This is a genomic window from Poriferisphaera sp. WC338, from assembly GCF_050931845.1.
Taxonomy (GTDB): Bacteria; Planctomycetota; Phycisphaerae; order Phycisphaerales; family Phycisphaeraceae; genus Poriferisphaera.
Window position 1 is genome coordinate 1170605 of the sequence record NZ_CP194516.1, and the last position, 19108, is coordinate 1189712.

General features: G+C 45.7%; 14 protein-coding genes. 11 read left to right on the top strand and 3 right to left on the bottom strand.

Annotated elements, in window-relative coordinates:
• Nucleotides 1-4: 4 nt before the first annotated feature.
• On the top strand, nucleotides 5-3139 hold the full coding sequence (locus ACQ6WK_RS04745) for an efflux RND transporter permease subunit (RefSeq protein WP_432799599.1): 3135 nt from the start codon (nucleotides 5-7) through the stop codon (nucleotides 3137-3139).
• A 187-nt stretch (nucleotides 3140-3326) separates the two neighbouring features.
• On the opposite strand, the gene ACQ6WK_RS04750 is transcribed toward ACQ6WK_RS04745, so the two are convergent.
• Together ACQ6WK_RS04750 and ACQ6WK_RS04755 are read right to left on the bottom strand one after the other, a co-directional pair.
• Nucleotides 3327-3524 carry a helix-turn-helix domain-containing protein gene (locus ACQ6WK_RS04750; RefSeq protein WP_432799600.1) on the bottom strand — a complete coding sequence of 66 codons (198 nt, stop codon included), beginning with the start codon at nucleotides 3522-3524 and terminating at the stop codon, nucleotides 3327-3329.
• Nucleotides 3525-3669: 145 nt separating this feature from the next.
• Nucleotides 3670-3864 (bottom strand): hypothetical protein, encoded by a 195-nt coding sequence (locus ACQ6WK_RS04755; protein WP_432799601.1) that lies wholly within the window; start codon nucleotides 3862-3864, stop codon nucleotides 3670-3672.
• Between the two features lie 35 nt (nucleotides 3865-3899).
• Here ACQ6WK_RS04755 and ACQ6WK_RS04760 point away from each other — a divergent pair, with 35 nt between their 5' ends.
• From ACQ6WK_RS04760 to ACQ6WK_RS04800, 9 genes are all read left to right on the top strand, one after another.
• The gene (locus tag ACQ6WK_RS04760; protein WP_432799602.1) at nucleotides 3900-4115 is read left to right on the top strand and encodes a hypothetical protein; all 216 of its coding nucleotides are present in this window, start codon (nucleotides 3900-3902) and stop codon (nucleotides 4113-4115) included.
• Nucleotides 4116-4516: 401 nt separating this feature from the next.
• Complete coding sequence (locus tag ACQ6WK_RS04765; RefSeq protein ID WP_432799603.1) at nucleotides 4517-5287, top strand: CDP-alcohol phosphatidyltransferase family protein; 771 nt, start codon at nucleotides 4517-4519, stop codon at nucleotides 5285-5287.
• Nucleotides 5284-6303 carry a phosphatidate cytidylyltransferase gene (locus ACQ6WK_RS04770; protein WP_432799604.1) on the top strand — a complete coding sequence of 340 codons (1020 nt, stop codon included), beginning with the start codon at nucleotides 5284-5286 and terminating at the stop codon, nucleotides 6301-6303. The genes ACQ6WK_RS04765 and ACQ6WK_RS04770 overlap by 4 nt, the downstream gene beginning before the upstream one ends.
• Nucleotides 6304-6545: 242 nt before the next feature.
• On the top strand, nucleotides 6546-8273 hold the full coding sequence (locus tag ACQ6WK_RS04775; protein WP_432799605.1) for a bifunctional alpha/beta hydrolase/class I SAM-dependent methyltransferase: 1728 nt from the start codon (nucleotides 6546-6548) through the stop codon (nucleotides 8271-8273).
• A gap of 75 nt (nucleotides 8274-8348) precedes the next feature.
• The gene (locus tag ACQ6WK_RS04780; RefSeq protein WP_432799606.1) at nucleotides 8349-9767 is read left to right on the top strand and encodes a dual specificity protein phosphatase family protein; all 1419 of its coding nucleotides are present in this window, start codon (nucleotides 8349-8351) and stop codon (nucleotides 9765-9767) included.
• A gap of 69 nt (nucleotides 9768-9836) precedes the next feature.
• Entirely contained in the window at nucleotides 9837-10556 is a 720-nt protein-coding gene (locus ACQ6WK_RS04785) for a lysophospholipid acyltransferase family protein (RefSeq protein WP_432800374.1), read from the top strand.
• 1148 nt (nucleotides 10557-11704) lie between these two features.
• Nucleotides 11705-13120 (top strand): sugar porter family MFS transporter, encoded by a 1416-nt coding sequence (locus tag ACQ6WK_RS04790; protein WP_432799607.1) that lies wholly within the window; start codon nucleotides 11705-11707, stop codon nucleotides 13118-13120.
• 4 nt (nucleotides 13121-13124) lie between these two features.
• A complete protein-coding gene (locus tag ACQ6WK_RS04795; protein WP_432799608.1) occupies nucleotides 13125-15386 on the top strand; it encodes a GH32 C-terminal domain-containing protein in 2262 nt (753 codons plus the stop codon).
• Nucleotides 15387-15486: 100 nt separating this feature from the next.
• A complete protein-coding gene (locus ACQ6WK_RS04800; protein WP_432799609.1) occupies nucleotides 15487-16332 on the top strand; it encodes a type II secretion system protein in 846 nt (281 codons plus the stop codon).
• 109 nt (nucleotides 16333-16441) lie between these two features.
• Here the strand turns inward: ACQ6WK_RS04800 and ACQ6WK_RS04805 are convergent, their stop codons facing one another.
• Nucleotides 16442-17551, bottom strand: a complete 1110-nt coding sequence (locus tag ACQ6WK_RS04805; RefSeq protein ID WP_432799610.1) for a GntR family transcriptional regulator — start codon at nucleotides 17549-17551, stop codon at nucleotides 16442-16444.
• 253 nt (nucleotides 17552-17804) lie between these two features.
• Here ACQ6WK_RS04805 and ACQ6WK_RS04810 point away from each other — a divergent pair, with 253 nt between their 5' ends.
• Entirely contained in the window at nucleotides 17805-18914 is a 1110-nt protein-coding gene (locus tag ACQ6WK_RS04810; RefSeq protein ID WP_432799611.1) for a PEP-CTERM sorting domain-containing protein, read from the top strand.
• Nucleotides 18915-19108: the final 194 nt, after the last annotated feature.

The window sequence follows — 19108 nt, forward strand, 5'->3', positions numbered from 1 at the left end:
TTGAATGCTATCTCGCCTTATAGAATTTGCGCTTAAGAATCGGGTTCTTGTACTGCTACTTTTTACGATTGCGTGTGCAGCCGGAGTGTACCGTCTCGTGCAATTGCCGATTGATGCTTTTCCGGACACGACCCCGGTGCAAGTACAGATCAATACCGTTACGCCGGCTTTAAGTCCCGAAGAGATTGAGCAGCAGATTACGCTTCCCGTGGAACTGTCCATCGGCGGGCTTCCCGGGCTTCAGAATGTGCGCTCTATTTCCAAGTTTGGGTTTTCGCAAATCGTGGCAAGTTTTGATGACGAAACGAACATCATTGATGCGCGGCAATATATTACCGAGCGACTTTCCGCCGTGCAGCTACCTGAAGGAGTATCACGTCCAGAGCTTGGGCCGATTGCAACCGGTTTGGGCGAGATCTTCCATTACACCATTCGCTCAAGCGATAAGAATCGTTCGATTGAAGAACTGCGAACCATTCATGATTGGGTGATTAAGCCGGAGTTGCGTAAGGTGCCCGGTGTTGCTGAAGTCAATTCATGGGGAGGTAAAGAGCGGCAGTATCACATCGTCATCAAACCCGAGTCGCTGATTAAGTACGATTTTACGATGGATCAAGTGCTTGAAGCGATTCGCCGCAACAACGCCAATGTTGGTGGCGGGCAACTTGTTTCTTCCGGTGAGGCGCTTATTGTGCGGGGGCTTGGTCGGGTTTCGAGCATTGCGGAAATTGAAAGCATCGTGATTGCTACAAGCGATGGCATGCCGGTGCTTATTCGTGATGTGGCAGAGATTGAGATCGGTCACGAGATTCGGCGCGGCGCTGTTTCCGCCTTTGGAGAAGGCGAGGCGGTGCTTGGGCTTGCGTTTATGCTGATGGGAGAAAACAGCCAGAAGGTTACCAGGGAGCTTCGGGAGCGTTTGTGGTCAATCAAGCCGTCGTTGCCGAAGGATGTGGCGATTGAGATTGTCTACGACCGCGCCACGCTCGTGGACAAAGTGATTTTGACGGTGAGACACAATCTGGTGTTGGGCGCGGTTTTGGTAGTGGTGGTTCTTTTGCTTTTATTGGGCAATTTTCGTGCAGGTTTGCTCGTTGCGGCAGCGATACCGATTTCCGGGCTTTTTGCGGTTCAGGGGATGTATGAATTTGGCATTGCTGCGAGTCTGCTGAGTTTGGGTGCGATAGATTTTGGCATCCTCGTCGATGGTTCGGTGGTGATGACGGAGGCGAATCTGCGTGAATTGAAGAAACGGCAGCGCGAACTGGGGCGTAAGCTAACGTCCGATGAACGACTGAATTCGATTGCTGAATCCAGTGCTCATGTGGTGCGCCCGATTGTTTTTGGGATGGCGATTATTGCTCTGGTATTTGTGCCTGTTCTTACTTTGGAAGGAACGGAAGGAAAATTGTTTCGGCCAATGGCGTGGACGTTTATCTTTGCATTAGCGGGTGCATTGCTGGTGGCGATCTTTCTTTCGCCCGTGCTTTCGTATTACTTTTTACCCCGTAAATGCAAGTCGAAGGATGGTGCGGTCAGTCAGTCTGTTACCAGTGCATACGGATGGCTTGTTGGCAAGGCGCTGAATTTTCGGTGGGTTGTTCTGATTCTTGTGTTGGGGCTTTTGGGATTGGCCGGTTACCGCAGCAGCCAGATGGGCGGCGAGTTTGTTCCGCGTTTAAGTGAGGGGGCTATCGTGATTAATGCCATCAGGCTTGCAGGCGTTTCGATTGACGAGTCGGTTCGCTATAACACAAAGATTGAAACCACGTTAAAGAATGAATTTCCAGACGAGATCCAGCATATTTGGAGTCGGATTGGGACGGCTGAGGTCGCGACCGATCCGATGGGCACGGAGTTAACAGACATCTTCATCACGCTGCACCCACGACCCCAGTGGACCCGTGCCACCACGCAGGCCGGTTTGGTCGCGGAGATGGAAGAAGTGGTTTCGCAATTTCCCGGACTGAACATGATCTTCACGCAACCGATCGAACTGCGCATGAACGAGATGGAATCCGGCATTCGTTCCGACATCGGCATCAAAGTTTATGGCGACGACTTCGATGAACTATTGCGAATCTCCGACGAGGTCCAGCGCGTTCTTCTGGAAGTGTCGGGCGTGTCGGATATTTCGGTCGATCAAATCACCGGCCAGCCCGCACTCAATATCGCGGTCGATCAGGCCCGTGTGGCGCGCTATGGTGTCGCCTCGCAGGAAGTACTCGATTTTGTCGAAGCCATCGGCGGCATTCGGGTTGGTGAAGTTTTTGAAGGGCAACGGATTTTCCCACTGGTGGTCCGGTTGCCACAACAATTTCGTGAAGATGTCTCAGCCATTCAAGATGCGCGTATTCCCACCGAAGGCGGTGTGATCGTCCCGCTCTCATCGATGGCCTCGATTGAAATGACCGATGGCGCGTCGACGATCAGCCGAGAATGGGGCAGGCGTTTGATTCGTGTTCAATGTAACGTCGTCAATCGCGATCCCGTCTCTTTTGTGGCTGAAGCAAAGGCCGCCATTGATTCCCGTGTTGCATTAACCGAAGGCTATGTGCTCGAGTGGGGCGGACAGTTTGAGAATTTTGAGCGAGCCAAATTGCGTCTGTCGATTATCGTACCTGCGGTGTTGGTAATGATCTTCTTCCTGCTGTATTTCAGCATGAAAAGTTTGCGGGACGTGCTGATCATCTACACAGGTATTCCGTTTGCTGCGGTCGGTGCTGTGTTTGCGCTCTGGCTGCGTGATATCCCCTTTAGTGTGAGTGCTGCGGTTGGATTCATTGCACTGTCAGGGATTGCGGTATTGAACGGGCAGATTTTGATGACCGCGATGCGCGACTGTATTCGTGAAGGTTTACCTCGGCGACAAGGCATTATTGAAGCTGCAAAAACGCGGCTGCGTCCTGTGCTGGCAACTGCCATTACCGATGCGGCAGGATTCATTCCCATGGCCATTTCGACTGGTGTTGGCAGTGAAGTGCAGCGGCCTCTTGCCACCGTGGTCATTGGCGGCATTATCACCTCGACGGTGTTGACGCTCTTTGTGCTTCCCGCAGTGAGCTATGTCATGATGAAGCATACAGCCAAAACTGAGGAGGAGTTGTTGGGGCAAACGGAAGCTACAGCTACTTCCTAATGGTTAGATTTGCCTTTTAGCTTTGGAGCAACTTTCGGATAGATAGTATCTCAGCAGTCAATGGACTGAATCAGAATATGTTTAATCTGCCTTTCTTGCGCTTAGAGATCGTCCAGCCCTGGTTTCGCATGATCCTCGCAACCCGTTTAAGGTTGATTTTTCAGCTTAAATTGTGCTTCAAGTAAGCTCACACGCGTCGGATGCCGAAGGTTGGTAACGAGCTAATAATCGAATAAATCAGGTTTTCCAGGATGCCGTCACGCTTGGGGCCTTGCTTCTGGCGGGGTTGGTAGTAGAGCGTGCTACGCGGCACATCCAATAGCTTGCAGAGCTTACTCATGCTCATTGTTTTGGATTCCTGCAGCAGATCGCTTTTGCCAGCCATCACCAGTTCTCGCCCAGATTGGCCCGCAACTGCGTGTGTAACTGCTTTTTTGCGGCATCGACCTCCAGCGTCAACTCGCTAATCTTGGCGTGAAGCTCACGGCGTTCATTGTGCCACGCTTCCACAGCCTCCTTGGGATTGGGCCTTAAACGCTGTTCAGCCCCGGCGAAGAATTTAGCTTGCACTTATCGATTTCAGCGACGGTCAGATCGTGCTGACGAGCGACTTGGGCGGGCGTGGTCGTGCCTTCGATGATCTCCGGGACGACCGCGGTCTTGCGTTTGGCCGTCCAACGCTGAATGGGTTCGTTCTGATTGGTTTGGGTCTTGTTGTTGTTCATCACGTGCCTCTTTGAGCCATTCGTGGTGTATAGCGATGGGTTTGCCCAAAACCGTCAGCACCTCAGTAAGTGTGCCATTGTGCCTAGGTACAGCGGATGCGTTATGCGGTGTCGTGGTATTGGGGCGAATGGATTGCGTGCCAATCGAAGTCGAATTTGGCGAGGTATTTTCTGAGGCGGTCGGCATCGATGACAATTTTGCAGCGTTTGCGAGAAGCGGAGAAGAGTTTGCGGCCGGCTTCAGAGAGTGATGGTGATTGATGACAAATATTGATGACGGTGCGGAGTTGGGCGAGGTACGACCGAGTAGCGTTCGGGATGTTTAGCCGAGCCCGTCCAGAGCCGTGGCATTGAAACGTGAGAGCGTCACACTTTGTGCATCCAGCTTATGTCGGGGATGGCGCATGTTTTTGAGGCTGCGCTGTGGTGTTGCTAAGCCCACGAATCGTCCATATACACGTCTAGGTTCAGTAGCTTTGTTTTGTAACCTGATTGCTTGTGTCAGATTAACGTGCTTGTTCAACCGACTTTTCACATGCTGTCATAGATATCATCTGTGAAAATTTAATATAAAACCAATTACTTCTGTGGTTGCAGTAGAATCTGTATAATAACTGCTTTCGAGTTTAGTATTTCAATTGTTTACATCTTTATGCTAGATAAGATCAGAATGCTAAAAAAACAGACCCAAAAAGAAAGACCTTCAAATATTGTTGAGCTTGATCGTCGGCCAATTGCAACTCGCGAAGCGAGATGGAGCCAACGAATAGCAGGATGGATTGCCCAAAAGGGGGTGACACCGAATCTCATCTCGATTATAGGTATGGCCTTTGGAATGCTGGCTGGTTTGATGTTTGCCGCATCAAGTAAGGGAACGTTTGGTGATTGGATTATTGCAGAAGATGTGACTTGGAGAGTACGATTGCTGTTCTTAGGGGGAGCGCTTTTTGTACAGATGCGTCTCCTGTGCAACATGCTAGATGGTATGGTTGCGGTTGAGCGAGGGATGAGCAGCCGAGTGGGTATGATGTTAAATGAAGTTCCTGATCGAATTTCAGATATCGCGGTGCTGGTTGGGTTGGGATACGCGGCAAGTGGAAACGTTGTGATCGGTTTCTGGGCTGCACTTGTAGCAGTTATGACGGCTTATATTCGTGCAATGGGGAAAGTGGCAGGCGGTGAAAAAGAGAAACAGGAATTTGTTGGATGGATGAGCAAAAGCAGGCGAATGTTTTGGGTAACCGTTCTTGCGGTATGGATGATCGTTGCGCCAGATAGTAGTCAATGGCTATGGGGCGGTATGGGTTTGGTAGGTTGGTTTTTAGTCTTGATCTTGATGGGAAGTATTGGAACATGCATACGGCGGTGGATACGAATCAGACGCAGGCTTTCTGAGCTGGATCGTGAGGAGTTTACTCAATGATGGACGGGCAAAACTGGGATCGTTTCTTTGGAATCACGGACATAGTTAACGAACCGATGACTATAGTTTTAGCAAGTTTTGCGGTAGGTATTTTGCTTTTAGGGACTTGCGTTATTGCTGGTATCAGCGTGACTCGCGTAGGGAATGATCAATTACGTAGTGAACTATGGCGACGTATGCGTGCGTGGTGGGTACTTGGGTTTGTAATTGGTGGGGTGATATTGCTCGGACCTTTAATGACAATCCTTGGCATGTTGATACTTGGGGTCTTATGCCATGCTGAATTTGCTCGAGCTACAGGACTTTTTCGTGAGAAACTGATGAGCGGGTCAGTGGTATTTTGTTTGATACTAATGAGCTTGGCGATTTTAGATAATTGGTATAACTTTTTCGCTGCGCTGCCTGGCTTGTGTTTGGTCGCTATTGCTATGGCCGCTGTGTTGCAAAATCGAACTGAAGGATTCTTACAGCGATATGCTTTGGCAGCGGTGAGTCTTATGTTGTTTGGCTATGGGCTGGGGCATCTTAGTTACTGGGCGAATGAATCGGGGTATCGCGCAGTCTTATTACTTGTCGTATTGTGTGTAGAATTAAACGATGTGTTTGCATTTACTTGTGGTAAATTATTTGGCAAACGTAAATTGATTGTCAATGTGAGCCCTAATAAGACGATAGGTGGTGCAGCTGGCGCATTGCTGCTTACCTCTTTGTTGTTTGTGCTTTTAGGACGTAAGGTGTTTGAAGGCATGAATGTGGGAAGTTGGTTCCACTTGTTGATTTTGGGAATACTTATCAGTATCGCTGGTCAAATGGGAGATTTGTTTATCAGCGCGATCAAGCGTGATATTGGAGTCAAAGATATGGGAGCTATTCTGCCCGGTCATGGCGGGATACTTGATCGCTTTGATAGCCTTGTTCTTATTGGGCCAGTTCTTTCGCATTATGTGTGGTATTTTGATAAAGTCGATCGTGAAACAGGCATTCGCATATTAACCGGTGGCTTGCTGGGTGGTTAAAGCCGACAAGGCAATGGATAATTCACCTCTTTCGTCAATGACTCTGTGCTCCTAAAAGCACCTCTAAATGAAAATTTAAATGTATGTAGTTGATTTGTTTATATCAAAAACCCAACATGCATATTATGCTAAAACACTGCTTCCTTGAGCTTTTCGATAATAACGGACTGTTTTTTTAGAGATCATTACTTACATTATTCTGGGCATTAAAGTAATCAACCAACATATGGAAGACGGATTAAATGGATAAGTTACAAGCAATCGAATCGCAGATGCAGAGTTTTGATGGGAATACAATATTTTATCGCGAGTGGATCCCTCAGAATGTTGCAGATAAAGCTGTTGTCATTTTTCACCGTGGCCATGAGCATTCAGGCCGTTTAAGCGGATTGGTTGAGCAGCTCAATCTAGACGGTTTTGCGTGCTTTGCGTGGGATGCACGTGGGAATGGACGATCAGAAGGACCTCGAGACTGGGCTGAGCATTTTGGTGTTTACGCTAAAGATGCGGATGTATTTGTCAGGCATGTATCGCAAAAACACCATATTCCAATTGAGAATATGGCAGTCATTGGCAACAGTGTTGGATCTGTTATTGCATCGAGTTGGGTGCATGATTATGCTCCGCCAATCCGCGCATTAATTATGGCAACGCCAGCTTTTCGGATTAAGCTTTACGTCCCGTTTGCTGTACCTATGTTGCGATTAGGTCAGAAACTGAACCTAATGAAAAATGTTCCAAGTTACGTAAAAGGTAAAGTTTTAACGCATGATAAGGCCGAGCAACAAGCATTTGCTGATGATCCATTAATTACTCATGGTATCTCAACGAACATTCTGTTAGGGCTACACGATACTGCAACCCGAATTATCCAAGATGCGGGTGCAATACGTGTACCAACACAAATGCATGTTGCTGGTAATGATTGGGTCGTTAAAGTGAAACCTCAACGTGAATTCTTTGATCGTTTAGGAAGCGACGAAAAAGAGTGGTATGAATATCCGAATTTTTATCATGCTATTTATCATGAACAAGGTAAAGAGTTGGCGATTGATCGTACGCGCCAATTTATTCTCAAGTACTTTGATGAAAAGCCTGCTTGCAAATCTCTAATCAAAGCTGACCGCTCTGGTTATACATATGACGAATATCAATCTTTGCAAAAACCAAAATTCAGCATTTTTTATAGCACAAATCGGCTTGGCATTAATACATTGGGCAGATTGAGTAAGGGGATTCGCATTGGCCTTAAAGATGGATTTGATTCAGGGGTTATGCTTGACTACGTTTACCAAAACAAATCGAACGGCCAAGCAGTAATTGGAAAAATGATTGATCAAACTTTTCTGGATAGCATCGGTTGGCGGGGTATTCGTGTACGTAAAGTGAACATGAAAAACACATTACGCAATACCATCAATATGCTTGACAAAGAAGGGAAAAGTGTACGTATTGTTGATATAGCGGCCGGTCCTGGCCGGTATGTGATGGAAACAATTAAGGAGATGAATCATCTGCCGATTGAGGCTCAGTTGAGGGACTATAAACAAGTCAATGTCGAAGCAGGTCAAAAGCTTGTAAAAGAACTAGGATTGGACAGAGTTTATTGCGAGATAGGGGATGCGTTTGATCAAGAACAGATCGCGAGCATAGCCCCCAAGCCAACATTAGGTATTGTTTCTGGTCTATATGAATTGTTCCCAGACAATCAAGGCATTCAGCGTTCGCTTCAAGGGCTTGCTGCTGCAATCGAGAAAGATGGCTATCTTATATATACAAATCAACCATGGCATCCACAGGTCGAGTATATTGCTAGAGTTTTAGATAACCGAGAAGGAGAGAATTGGGTCATGCGTAGGAGGACGCAGGAAGAAATGGATGAACTTGTAGGGGAAGCTGGCTTTGAAAAAATTGGCATGGAGATTGATCCGTGGGGTATCTTCACAGTTTCAGTCGCAAAACGAATATAAACGATCGCTTTCTGAAAACTGAGATCTCTAGCAAATTATCCGTGCATTTCGAATCACTTGTGGGGTGTCGTATCCATGCAATTGTTATCAAATAACGATACTCGTTCACAGCAGTCGCCGAGAATATGGCATCGTTTCTTATTGGCAACCGGGCTTTCGATATTTTTTATATTGATCTATGGCGGATGTACCGCAATTAATGAAATGCGTGGGGATTTTGGCGTCATCTATTTTGAATGGGAACAATATATCCCGTTCGTTCCTTGGCTGATTATACCATACATGTCGATTGACCTATTTTTCTTTGGCGCACCTTTTCTTCAATCAAACCGAGATGAACTTAGAATTTTAAGACAAAGAATCATGTTGGGTATTTTGATTGCCGGAGTATGCTATATACTTTTGCCACTACAACTTGTAACAGATCGACCTGCTGTTGAATCAGGTATGCTCGGTTATATTTTTAGATTCTTACATGGTTTTGATAAACCGTATTCTAATCTGCTGCCATCTTTGCATATTATTCTCCGATGCATCCTCGTTGTATGGTACATCAAGCGCGTCAAACGGATTGAAGGTGCGATGGGTATAGTATTACGCAATATCTTGCATGCGTGGTTTTTCTTGATTGGGTGTAGTACGGTTTTAATTGGCCAACATCATATTATTGATATTATAGGTGGTTTTATCGTCGCGATACTTGTGTTTTATTGTGTGCGTGAACCGAAGCTACATATAGAACAAACAACGCATGTACGAATTGCAGTTTATTATCTGGCTGGTGTCTGTATATGCGCACTATTAGCATTCGCAGGATTTCTAATTGATAGTATTCTTGGCTGGTTACTGATAGGTTTAAGCACTTGGATCGGAGTTGCATTACTGATCGTTGTTTGGGGATACATGCATGCAGGCTACCGGGTCATCGCCAAAAGTGACGGAAAAATTCATTTGAGTAGTCGGTTGCTTTTAGCACCCTGGCTCATAGGGCATTATATTTCATTACTTTACTACAAGCCTCGGAGCAAGGTTTGGGATGTCGTAGACGATCATGTATGGCTTGGCCGATGCCTTAATTCATCGGAAGCAGAATATGCGGTTAAGAATGGTGTTCAAGCAGTTGTGGATATGACTTGTGAATTTAATGAGGCAAAAGCTTTGCGTCATTGCACTTATATCAATCTTCAGACACTTGACCTGACGGCACCGACGACGTCCACATTAGATCAAGCGGCTGATTGTATTATGTCACAGTCTAAGAATGGGTGTGTTTATGTCCATTGCAAGATTGGTTATTCAAGAAGTGCAGCAGTAGTTGCCGCATATTTTCTAAAGGCCAAGAAAGCTCAAAATGTAGAAGAAGCAGTTGCAATGATTCGAGAAAAGCGTCCAAATATTATCATTCGCCATGAGGTCATGGACGCCCTACGCGCGTACAAAGATGCGCTTTCACATCCACCGGTTAGACCTGCAATCACATCAACAGGCTATTAACAATACAGCGTTCTGGTATAATTTGTCCATGTAATTTGTTTGTTTGAATTCATACGGAGTTTAAACTTGGTGCAATGGCAATACCAAACCGCGCGAGATCATGGCGTCTCTGGTTTCGAGCGTATGAAAAGTTCTCGCAGGGAGATGGGGTTAATTGGTGCAGTTACATGCCGTATGTGGGGATTAATGATTGCTGCATATTTGAAGTTGATGCACCAAATAGAAGTAATTGACGGCGAGTATCTCCCCCGGAACGGGCCTTTTGTGATAATTGCCAATCACACAAGCCATTTAGATGCATTGGCCTTGGGGAGCATCTTAAGAAAAACTTCGAGAGATCGTGTATTTTCAATTGCTGCGGAAGACCTTTTTTTTAAGAATGGCGTTCGTGGAACAGCAAGCGCAATGCTTATCAATGCTTTGCCAATGAGAAGAGGGCGAATGGGTAAGTATGCTATGGAAGATTTGCGTCAAAGATTAACAAACGACAAAGTTGGATATGTCATATTTCCTGAAGGCACAAGATCGAGGGATGGGGAATTAGGAAAATTCAAGGCGGGGATCGGTATGTTAGTGTGCGATACCGATGTCCCTATTACCCCGTGTTGGATTGATGGGGCATGGAAGGCATGGCCAAGTGCAAAGCGATTTCCAAAACGAGGAAAAGTAGTGATTAAGGTGGGTAAGCCTGAACGTGCAACCAGTTTTCCACATGATATTAATGGTTGGCGAGTATGTGCTGAAACTTTAAGGGAAAGGGTACTAGAAGCCAAAAATGTATCCACATAGATTTTAATATTAATCAGAACTATGCTTTGATACTTAACTAATCTTAATAAACGGAGATACATATAAGCAAGTATCTATTTTTTTGAAGCATAGATTGTATGGTCTTTGGCATAGTTAATGCGAAGTATTGGGCTAGGCTGCTAAAGTCGATTGGATGGGGTGTTTACTGTTGCAGGACCCGCCAAAGTAGCGTTTGAGAGGTAATCAGCGACACTGCCAAGAGCTGTGGAGCCAAAACACGAGAACGTCGCATTTCGCCGTCGGAAGTGTATCCAATGGCATTTTGTCGGGTTTTCGCATGTTGTTTGAGGCTGTGAAGTGGTGTCTTCAAACTGAGAATTACGCGCTTACACCTCTGTTGAGCCGTTTTCTAATGTGACAGATTAAGGAGCTTGAACCAGCTGCCGGTGTGGTTGGTGGCATCTGGCTATGCGCTTGTGCAGTTTTTGCGAGAAGGGGTTTCGTCGGTATTGACGGTGGTTGTCAGAGCGGGGAATGTGGCCTCACTGGCTGGAATCGAGGGTAGGGGAGTGAGCAGGGTACAGTTTTGACCTGATTGGCATGGCGGTCACACGCCTCGGCAAGCTCAAACAAGCCTGAGGCAAGCCCAGGGATGCGCATGAAAAAACACCGATCCCGTAAGTGACTGGCGTTTATTAGTTTTAAAATAGCGGGGACAGGATTCGAACCTGTGACCTCCGGGTTATGAGAGGGTGAGGGTGTAAGACCGCAACTGTATGCTAAGCCTCGTTTTACGATTTGTGCTCAAGTTTTCCGATCCGGCAAAAAGCGGAAATGACCGGAAAAAGAAGGCAAGAATAGCAGTATGTGGAATTATCTGTAGCTTTATGATACGGATTGATGTGCATCAGTCACTCAGTGGTTTTACAGTGCATTTCAAGCTTCTTCTCATTTATCAATTAGTTGCCACTTTTTGGATAGGCAATGGAGTTGGTGTGGCGGATAAAAGTAAACACATATAAGCATTTAAATGTAAATAAAAAAAGCACATAAAGTTTGACAATATAATTGCATTTTGAAATAATGAGCTTGCGGCATAAATTCGTTTTCGGAATTTATCCGTGATGCCAGTTAGGGTAATGGTACTCCTAATACCGGATCTGTATGTCGAGGCAAAGGAGCATGACGTGTTAAAACACAAACGCATTCTTTTGGCGAGTTCAATCATTGCAGCCTTGGGTGGGTTGCTCTTTGGGTTCGACACAGCGGTGATATCAGGTACGACAGCGGCGCTTCAATCGCGTTTTGCACTAACGTCTGGAGGGCTTGGCTTTACAGTTGCGGTTGCTTTAATTGGCACCATTATGGGTGCACTTGTGGCGGGGTTTCCGGCAGATCGTTATGGCAGGCGGTTTGTGATGTTTGTCTTGGCGATATTCTATTTTGCTTCTGCTTTAGGGAGTGCGTTAGCATGGGATTGGTATTCCTTCGTCGTGTTTCGATTTCTTGGTGGATTGGCAGTTGGTGGGGCGTCGGTTGTTGCGCCGATGTACATTGCTGAGATTGCGCCAGCAAGATTGCGGGGTCGGTTAGTAGCCTTGGCGCAGTTCAATATTGTGCTTGGGATTTTGCTGGCGTTTTTGTCGAATTATGTTGTCGCTCAGTTTGGGTTTGGTGAAATTGAATGGCGTGTCATGTTTGGTGTCGAAGCTTTTCCTGCTGCGGCCTACTTTGCATTGTTATTTATTGTGCCGTGTAGCCCACGCTGGTTGTTAGCGAAGCAGCGGGAGTCCGATTCAAGGCGCGTGTTGCAGATGGTTGGGACAGATGAAGGGCGATCAATTGATGAAGAGGTTTCGGAGATTAAAGAGTCGCTGAAGCGTGATTGTGATGCACGTCATGAGCCATTATTTCAACAGAGGTATATGAAACCAATAATGCTGGCTGTTGCGATTGCAATGTTCAATCAATTGTCGGGTATTAATGCCATTTTATATTACGCGCCATCAATATTTCAAAGTGTCGGTGCGAGTGGTGATTCGGCATTGTTGCAGTCAGTGGGCCTTGGGTTAATGAATTTGCTGTTTACAGTTTTGGCAATGATTGTGATCGACTTTTTTGGCAGGCGTAAATTGATGCTTATTGGTTCTGTTGGGTACATCATTAGCTTGGGCGGTGTGACTTGGGCATTCTTTACGCAATCCAGTCTGGGTGTAGATGGGAGCCCAGAGTTTACAGGTTTTGGTGGTGTTGTTGTCTTAGTTGGGTTGTTGCTATTCATCGCTGCGCATGCATTTGGGCAAGGTGCCGTGATCTGGGTCTTTATTAGTGAAATTTTTCCAAACAACGTGCGTGCCCGAGGTTTGGCGCTCGGAAGCTTCACGCATTGGATTTTTGCTGCAGCAATATCATGGACATTTCCAGTTATTGCCGAAGCGTCGGGAGGGTTTGTTTTTGCGTTCTACGGTATTTGTATGGTTTTGCAGTTGCTTTGGGTGTTGTGGGTGATGCCTGAAACAAAGGGTGTGCCTTTGGAAGAAATACAAAAGCATTTGGGTGCAAATGTTTCTAAAGGTGCTTCTACCGTTTGCGAGGATATGTGAGGAAATGAACAGTATGATTAAGTTTCTTTTTGTCGCAATGATATATGTTTTCAGCTCAATGTCTGTAATGGCTTCGTCTGTTGCGGCACAAAAAATATTTGATGATGCTATTGCGTATTGGGGGATGCGTTCTTTAGATGATGCTTCGGGACATAATAGTCGATTGAAGGTTTATGGCGCTTCAGCGAAGTTTAATGTTGCGTTAAAGGGGGATGAGCTGGAAGAGTCATTACGTGTGGGTGGTGATGGTCGAGTTGTTCGGCTAAATGACACGGCGTTATCAGCAGGATTAGGGGCGGATGGGGAAATGACAATTCGGGGTGAGCAGATGACGATTGCCATGCGATTGAAAAATACAACGAATAATTGGGAGGTAACGCTAGCAAGTAAACACGGCGGGCATGATATCTTACAGTACAATATTTTTGGTTTTGATATGCCTGGAGATACAGGCGCGAGAATTGGTTTCGAAATTGGAACAAAAAAATATGGTTTTGGTGAGAATGCCATCATTAGTGAGGCCCGAGCCAATCAGTGGTGTACGATCATTGGGCGATATGATGGGCGTGTTTTTGAGATGTATTTTAATGGTCGGCGTGTGGTATCAAATAAGGCAAGTGGGATAATGCGACCGGAAAGTGGCCAGCCGTTCATTATTGGTGGAGAAAAACCAAACGGTGGCGAAGTGTTTAGGAAGTTTACAGGCATGATTGATCATGTTGCGCTTTGGGATCGCGCGATCAGTGATGAGGAGATTGTGTTGTTGAGTGGTGCAGATGCGGAGCCATTATATAAAGAGAAGTATCGTCCGCAGTTTCATTTCACACCGCAAAAGAACTGGAGTAATGACCCGAACGGATTGCTTTTTGCAAATGGTAAGTATCACCTGTTCTACCAGCATAATCCATTCGGTCCGCGTTGGGGGCATATGAGCTGGGGGCACGCAGTTAGCAAAGACATGTTGCATTGGGAGCATAAGCCGGTTGCGCTTGAACGTGAAGAAGGCGTGATGATGTTTTCTGGTTCGGCAGTCAATGATCGTAACAACACATCTGGTTTTGGCCAAGGGAAGAATGGCCCTTTGGTTGCAATCTATACGGCAGTTGCTGAACACTCAGATCCAATGAAAATACGTCAAACTCAGGATATTGCATATAGCAATGATGATGGCGAAACATGGACAAAGTACGTAGGTAATCCTGTGGTGGATCGGAAGAGCCACGATTTTCGTGACCCGAAAGTTTTTTGGTTTGAGCCTGAGAAGAAGTGGGTGATGGTTGTTGCTTTGCCGGGTAAGATCCGTGTGCTTTTTTATGAGTCGTATGATCTTAAGAATTGGAATTTGATGAGTGAGTTTGGACCATCTGAGGCGCATGATACGGCTGCATGGGAGTGTCCTGAGTTAATTGAGTTGCCTGTTGATGGTGACGAGGAGGATACGCGATGGGTGTTGCAGGTGTCTGTTGGCATATCTGCATCAGGTGGAACAGGTGGCCGGTATTTTGTTGGGCAGTTTGATGGTAAGCAGTTTATCAATGAGAATCCGCATCACCAGAAATTATGGGTTGATTATGGCCGTGATTTTTATGCGTTGCAATCATTCAATGGTACAGTTGAAAATGATGGTCGAACGATATGGCTTGGCTGGATTAATAACCTTGCATACTTAAACGATTTGCCGACTAATCCTTGGCGGGGGGCGATGAGTATACCGCGGGAAGTCAGCTTGGTTACGACTCCAGATGGCATCCGTCTGGTGCAAAAACCAATCCGTGAACTTGTTGAGTTGCGTGGAGCGCCGGTCGTGAGTTTGATAAATGAAAAGCTTATTCCGGGTGTTGATCCATTAGATCAATATGATGTTCGTGGTCAATCTTTGGATATTGTTGCAACCTTCTGGCCGGGTAATGCAACACGCTTTGGATTGAAGGTGTTAGAAGGAGACCATGAGTGTACAGTGGTAGGATTTGATACGATTCGCGGGGGTATGTTTATTGACCGCGGTCGGTCGGGAGTGACGGGCTTCACATCAAATTTTGGTAACTGGCAATGGGTGCCAATGAAGCTACATAGTGATGGTCGTGTAACGATGCGCATTCTTGTTGATCACAGTGTTGTAGAAGTTTTTGGGGGTGACGGAGAGATCGTCATGACTGATCGTGTGTTTCCAAAGAAGGCGAGTGCAGGTATATCGCTATTTTCAGAGCATGGTGAAGCAGTGGTTGAATCATTGCGAATATATCCGATGAGTAGTGTTTGGGAATGAATTGAATCTAAGATTCATTAGGAAGATAATAGTTTGTGGATTGATTTGGATAATGTCTAGTCTATGAGGCATGTGAGGATAAAAAAATAGGAGTAATCATATGAGACGTCATTCTGCATTTACGTTAATTGAGCTTTTAGTAGTCATATCAATCATTGCATTGCTAATTTCCATTCTTCTACCTGCGCTATCGGCAGCAAGGCAATCAGCCAGAAAAGTCATTAATTCAACGCAGCTAAGAGGCATTCATCAGGGAATGGTTGTTTTTGCTCAATCTAATAAAGGTATGTATCCAGGAATTGAGAAAGATGGAAAGATTGTTGGTTGGGGGTCATCGACAACACAAGCGCCGTCCCTCGCAAGCGGCGATGACTTTGAGGGGCGGCATACGGATGCGATTAGTGGATCAGCTCGCTATGCGATTTTGTTGAATGCGGCATTTGCACCGCCGGAATACCTTTTGAGTCCTGCAGAGTCGGAGGGTACTGTTGCAATTGCAGGTGAAACGGCAGATCTTGATGGTGATGGCGCTCCCGAGGGAACGCTAACAACTTATGACTCAAGGTATGGGTTTGGCCATAATGCCAAGCTCTCTTACACGACCCTTTTAGTTGAACCAACTCCTCCGGTAAATGACAAAGGTAATATCGCTCGGCGTGAAGAATGGGCGGAAACGATGAACAGCCGATCAATACTTATTTCAGATCGGATCATTGATACTGGCAATGGTCTAAGTAGTTTATGGACAGAAGATCCGGGTGTTGGAAATGTAGATTGGCAAGGAACTGTGGTACGTAATGATAATAGTACTAGTTTTGAGCCTAGTCATATTGTCGACAATTTACGCTACGGTACAGCTCCAGCAGCAGAAGAGGATAACTTGTTTGTTGTGGATGATGTAGATTCGGATGGGAATATTGGCTATGCCTTTTTGTTGTGGTTGTAGTTGCATGCTATAAAAAATAGAACGCTTGCATGGATTCGTGTCTATGCAAGCGTTTTTATGTGATTGTTGTTTGGGGATGTTGTGGAGGTTTATGGGTTTGGTAATACGCTCATGCTCGAATTGATGAGTCTCGTGTGATGAGATTGATGCTGAGGAGAATGTCACGTGCTGGTGCTTCGGGCCATTCCATTCTTTCAATCATCGCTAAATATGCTGCCCGGCCAATTGCTTTGCAGGGTTGATGGACAGTTGTGAGCGGTGTTCTTAGTAGTTCTGCATACTTTACGTCATCCATGCCAGCAACCAAGATATCTTTTGGCACTGATATGTTCAGATTATCCAAGCTATGCATTAGCTGGCCTGCGGTTACATCGTTTCCGCATACAATGCCATCAGGTTTATGCTTCTTTAGGAGATTTGCTACGAGATTGGCATCTGTTGGATCGCAATAAATGCTTGTATTTGTCTTCGAAGAGATATTGCGAAGTCGCAATGCGTGTTCGTAGCCGTCGATACGTGCTTCTATCGTACTGGCTTGGTAAGGGTGTGCGAGAAAAAGGAGTTTTTTGCATCCTTGTTCAAGCAGATGTTCTGTTACGATGTATCCGGCGCGACGGTTGTCAATACCAATAAGATCATGATTGCTTCTCTTGGGGTAGGGGGCAATATCGCGGTCAAGCAGAACTGTTGTGATGCCTGCATTGTCTAATTGATCTAAAATGTGTGTGTTAAGCATTTCGGCATTTTGTGCAACAACAAAGGGGGCAAAGAAAACACCGGAAACATTTTTGCTGCTAAATTGGCGGCAAATTCGCATGACTTGCTTGGTAGGATCGGTGTCCGGGTCATCCGTGATCGAGCCGGTTGCCCATAGGAGTGTGTGATTGTCGTCTTGTGCAGCAGCAGCAATTTCTGCGCAGATCGGCTCGAAAATTTCAGTGCCGCTTAAGCCGGGGATAATAAACCCGAATAGCATGCCACTTTGTTCGGTATGTTGTACGTATGTGCCAGAGCCGGGGCGTCTGCTGACTAAACCTCTACGTTCGAGTTCTTGTAGTGCTCGAGCAACTGTTGGGCGAGACGCACCAAACTCCTTAACGAGTTCGGCGTCGGTGGGTATTTGTTGCCCAGGTTTAAATTTCCCGGTGCGTATACGCCTATGCATCTCTTCAAATATCTGTTTATGTTTTGGGCCTGATAAGACCTGTTCTTGTGCCATGCGGCTACGCTCCAATTGAATTCCTTGGGTCAAATCGCTTCGTTAGAGAGTATATAATACCATGAAACTTTACAAATATCCACTAAATGTAAAATAAATATGCAAATAAATTGACAATATTGTGTTGACATTAAAGGTGCATCTGTTAAATTTAAATGCATGGTATTTAGAATGCGCTCGAAGTTATGTTTGTACGCATTCGCTTTCAAAAATCTGCCTGCTCGGCGGGCCATATCTACTTGGAGGTAGCTTGATGTTACGAAAGAGATGCTTGTTAACACTGTCTGCGACGGCTTTAGGGTGTGCGTTGTCTGGGGCTAATGTGTCTGCGGATCTCGTTTTCTTTGAAAATCATGTGGGTGACAATGAGCTGACGACGCTCGGTAATTGGTATAACGCGACAACAGATACAATCGGTGTTCCTCCTGGAGGGACTGATTTGGCAGTGATTGATGGTGCGCGTTTTGCGAGCGGCCCGCGTTCGGTAACAATTGATAATGACTATAGTGTTGATGCATTGCGTACAATGAACGGGGCGATTGTAAATCATGTGTCAGGTACGCTGACTGCTTTGGCTGGTGGTGATGGAACTTGGTTGGGCGAATTTAAAAATGATCCAACCGCAGGTGATATGGAATACAACCTAAGTGGTGGGGCAATTGTTATTCAAGACAATAATGATGATGCATTTCAAATTGGTCGTGCACCTACCGCAACAATCGCATTCAATATGACTGGCGGCACGATTGATAATGCTGGTGTTACGCATGTTGGTCTCGATGGCACTACAATATTTAATCATTCGTCCGGAACACATAGTGCATGGTATGTGCATATTGGTCGATTTGGACCGTCAAGTGGTACGTTGAATCTGAGTGGTGACGCTAAGTTAGAAGTCGATGAATTATTAATAATGTCTGATGGTGGTGGTGTTTCAAAATTAAGCATTGAAGGCAGCAATGTTGATATTGATGCTAAAGGTTTGGTGTTTAGAGATAATGCAACTGTTGAGTTCATCGCGGATGAAAATGGTGTAAGTGCTGTCGATTTGTCTAGCGATATTCGTGATTTTTGGTCGGGAGATATGACAGTAGCGGCATCACTCGTTATTGATTTGTCTGCATACACTGGCTCACTTTCAGATGATATATTGTTGTTTGACTCTAATGGATTGTCTAACGGGAGCATGTTTGATGGCTTGGCTGAGGGCGCAGTTGTTGCGGGCACTGGCGGGCGTACCATTACGTATGTTGGTGGCGCAGATGGATTTGATGTTGTGCTTAAGGGTGTGATTCCAGAGCCAGCCTCGCTTGTTCTGCTTGGATTGGGTTCATTGGCAGTTTTTGCTAGACGTCAAAGTTAGTTTGTAAATATGTTGCCTGGCTGGATGGAAACATTTAGTCAGGCATTTGCTAATTACAGTTATTAATTTATGTTCTTAAAATACGTGATGCCGTAATATTCTAGGTAGTTATTGCGATTTGTTGTTGTAAGTTTAACTCTTGTAATAAATTCATTTGATGTGAAATTATACTGCTGGCTAGATATATTTCACAA

Excerpts from the sequence above, each read along its gene's own strand:
- ACQ6WK_RS04795 (WP_432799608.1), top strand. The coding sequence starts at position 13,125 with ATGAACAGTATGATTAAGTTTCTTTTTGTCGCAATGATATATGTTTTC.
- ACQ6WK_RS04765 (WP_432799603.1), top strand. The coding sequence starts at position 4,517 with ATGCTAGATAAGATCAGAATGCTAAAAAAACAGACCCAAAAAGAAAGA.
- ACQ6WK_RS04770 (WP_432799604.1), top strand. The coding sequence starts at position 5,284 with ATGATGGACGGGCAAAACTGGGATCGTTTCTTTGGAATCACGGACATA.
- ACQ6WK_RS04805 (WP_432799610.1), bottom strand. The coding sequence starts at position 17,551 with ATGGCACAAGAACAGGTCTTATCAGGCCCAAAACATAAACAGATATTT.
- ACQ6WK_RS04750 (WP_432799600.1), bottom strand. The coding sequence starts at position 3,524 with ATGGCTGGCAAAAGCGATCTGCTGCAGGAATCCAAAACAATGAGCATG.
- ACQ6WK_RS04745 (WP_432799599.1), top strand. The coding sequence starts at position 5 with ATGCTATCTCGCCTTATAGAATTTGCGCTTAAGAATCGGGTTCTTGTA.
- ACQ6WK_RS04760 (WP_432799602.1), top strand. The coding sequence starts at position 3,900 with ATGGGTTTGCCCAAAACCGTCAGCACCTCAGTAAGTGTGCCATTGTGC.
- ACQ6WK_RS04780 (WP_432799606.1), top strand. The coding sequence starts at position 8,349 with ATGCAATTGTTATCAAATAACGATACTCGTTCACAGCAGTCGCCGAGA.
- ACQ6WK_RS04800 (WP_432799609.1), top strand. The coding sequence starts at position 15,487 with ATGAGACGTCATTCTGCATTTACGTTAATTGAGCTTTTAGTAGTCATA.
- ACQ6WK_RS04775 (WP_432799605.1), top strand. The coding sequence starts at position 6,546 with ATGGATAAGTTACAAGCAATCGAATCGCAGATGCAGAGTTTTGATGGG.
- ACQ6WK_RS04755 (WP_432799601.1), bottom strand. The coding sequence starts at position 3,864 with ATGAACAACAACAAGACCCAAACCAATCAGAACGAACCCATTCAGCGT.
- ACQ6WK_RS04810 (WP_432799611.1), top strand. The coding sequence starts at position 17,805 with ATGTTACGAAAGAGATGCTTGTTAACACTGTCTGCGACGGCTTTAGGG.